Source organism: Nocardia sp. NPDC060220 (assembly GCF_042727815.1).
Taxonomy (GTDB): Bacteria; Actinomycetota; Actinomycetes; order Mycobacteriales; family Mycobacteriaceae; genus Nocardia.
Genome location: NZ_JBHWZY010000967.1, coordinates 1 through 2,410, shown reverse-complemented (window position 1 = coordinate 2,410; position 2,410 = coordinate 1). Strand labels below are relative to the sequence as shown.

3 protein-coding genes are annotated in these 2,410 nt (G+C 65.0%); all 3 read right to left on the bottom strand.

Features of this window, described 5'->3' with window-relative positions; genetic code table 11:
• Positions 1-10 precede the first annotated feature (10 nt).
• Positions 11-763: an amino acid ABC transporter ATP-binding protein gene (locus ACFWF3_RS32375; protein ID WP_379317642.1), complete on the bottom strand. Its 753-nt coding sequence runs from the start codon at positions 761-763 to the stop codon at positions 11-13.
• Between the two features lie 26 nt (positions 764-789).
• Complete coding sequence (locus ACFWF3_RS32370) at positions 790-1,728, bottom strand: ABC transporter permease subunit (protein WP_378994066.1); 939 nt, start codon at positions 1,726-1,728, stop codon at positions 790-792.
• A gap of 1 nt (position 1,729) precedes the next feature.
• Positions 1,730-2,410 (bottom strand): ABC transporter substrate-binding protein (locus ACFWF3_RS32365; protein WP_379317640.1); only part of this gene is annotated, 681 nt, incomplete at its 5' end.

The following is a 2,410-nucleotide window of genomic DNA, read 5'->3' as shown; positions in this document are numbered from 1 at the left end:
GTGTCGTCTCTCAGAGCAGACGTGACAGGAAAGCCTGTGTCCGTTCGTGTTGCGGGTTGGCCAGCAGCTCACGCGGCGGGCCCGATTCCACGACCACACCGGCATCCATGAATACCAGCTCGTCGGCGACCTCGCGGGCGAAGCCCATCTCGTGGGTCACCACCAGCATGGTCATGCCCGAATCGGCCAGCTCCCGCATCACCGCGAGCACCTCACCGACCAGCTCGGGGTCCAGCGCCGAGGTCGGCTCGTCGAACAGCATCAGCTTGGGATCCATCGCCAGCGCTCGCGCGATGGCGACGCGCTGCTGCTGACCACCGGACAGCTGCGCCGGGTAGGCGTTGCGCTTGGCCGAGAGCCCGACCCGCTCGAGCAGTTCCTCGGCCCTGGAGACGGCCTCGGACTTACGGATCCCGCGCACCTGGATGGGCGCCTCGATCACGTTCTCCAGCGCCGTGCGGTGCGGGAACAGGTTGAAATGCTGGAACACCATGCCGATATCGCGACGCTGGATCGCGGCATCGCGCTCGTGCATCTCGTAGAGCTTGCCGTTCTTCTCCCGGTAGCCGACGAGATCGCCGTCGACGTAGAGCCTGCCCGCGTTCACCTGCTCGAGGTGATTGATACAGCGCAGGAAGGTCGACTTGCCCGAGCCCGACGGCCCGACCAGGGTCAGTACCTTCCCACGCTGGACCTCGAGCGAGATGCCCTTGAGCACCTGCAGCGCGCCGAAGCTCTTACACACCCGGTCAGCCAGCACCATCGGCGGGACTGCCACAACTGGTTCTGTCATTTCGCCTTCACCGCCGCCTGCGCTGTGGCCAGTTCCTGAAGCTGCTTGGCCGTCAGCTGCCGGGTGGCGCCCCGCGAGTAATAGCGTTCCAAGTAGTACTGGCCGACCATGAGCACGCTGGTGATCGCCAGGTACCAGGTGGCACAGACGAGCAGCAGCGGGATCGGCTGGAAGTTCACACCGTAGATGTCACGGGCGCGGCCGAACAGGTCGGTACTCAACGGAATCGCGGTGACCAGCGAGGTCGTCTTGAGCATGCCGATCAGCTCGTTGCCGGTGGGTGGGATGATCACCCGCATGGCCTGCGGCAGCACCGTGCGGCGCATGGTCTGCGTCCACGACATGCCCAGCGCCACCGAGGCCTCGCGCTGCCCCTCGCCGACGGAGTTGATACCCGCGCGCACGATCTCGGCCATGTACGCGGCCTCGTTGAGGCCGAGGCCGATCACCGCGAACAGGAACGCCGCCTGCAGGTGCTGCACATCGAAGTGGAAGAACTGCGGACCGAACGGCACACCGAGATCGATCTGCTTGTACAGCGAGGGAACCAGGCCCCAGAACACCAACTGCACGAACACCGGGGTGCCACGGAAGATCCACAGGTAGATCCACGCGGCGGTGCGCAGCACCGGGTTCGGCGACAGACGCATCACCGCGAGGACCGTGCCGAGGGCCACCGCGATCGCCATCGCGAGCACGGTGAGCTCCAGGGTGACGATCGCGCCGGCGGTGATCCGGCTGTCGAACAGGTACTTGCCGTAGGTATCCCACCGGTAGGCGGGATTCGTGGCGGCGCCGTAGACGAACAATCCCACCAGGATCAGGATGATTGCCGCCGCGATCCAGCGGCCCGGCCTGCGCAGCGGGACCGCCTTGATCGGTTCGGGTTCGGTGCCCGGTCCGGGCACCTCCACCGTGTCTTTCGCGTCGGTCACGTCAGCTCACTGCACCGTTGATCACCGAGGTCTTGATCTGACCGTCCTGCACACCCCAGTTGGTGGTGATCTCGCCGTACTTGCCGTTGTCGATCAGGTGCTGCAGCGCCTTCTGCAGCGCCGCCGCCAGCGGGGAGGTCTTCTGCACGGCCCAGCCGTAGGGCGCGGAATCGAACAGCGGGCCCGCGGCCTCGATCTTGCCTTCGCTCTGCTTGATCGCGTACGCGGTCACCGGGGAATCGGCCGACATCGCGTCGACCTGGCCGAGCACCAACGCGTTGGTCGCGGCGCTCTGCTCGTCGAATGCCTTCATTTCGATGGCGGGCTTACCTTCGGCGACGCACTTGGCGCTCTTGGCGGGAATCTCGTCGGTGTGCTCGACCGTAGTGGACTGTACGGCGACCTTCTTGCCGCACGCATTGTTCGGATCGATCGCTTTACCGGTTTGCTGGGCCCACTGGATACCCGCGGAGAAATAGGTCGTGAAATCGACCTGCTGTTCGCGTTCGCGCGAATCGGTGATCGAGGACATACCCACGTCGTAGGTCCCTGCCTGAATGGCGGGAATGATCTTCTCGAACGAGGATTCGACATAGTCGACCTTCAGTCCGAGGGTGCTCGCGACGGCATCGAGGAGGTCCACATCGAAGCCGACGATCTTGCCGCTCGCGTCCTTGTACTC

What these genes read in the sequence shown, in the direction of transcription:
- ACFWF3_RS32375 (WP_379317642.1), bottom strand. Translation starts at nt 763, where the DNA reads ATGGTGCTGGCTGACCGGGTGTGTAAGAGCTTCGGCGCGCTGCAGGTG.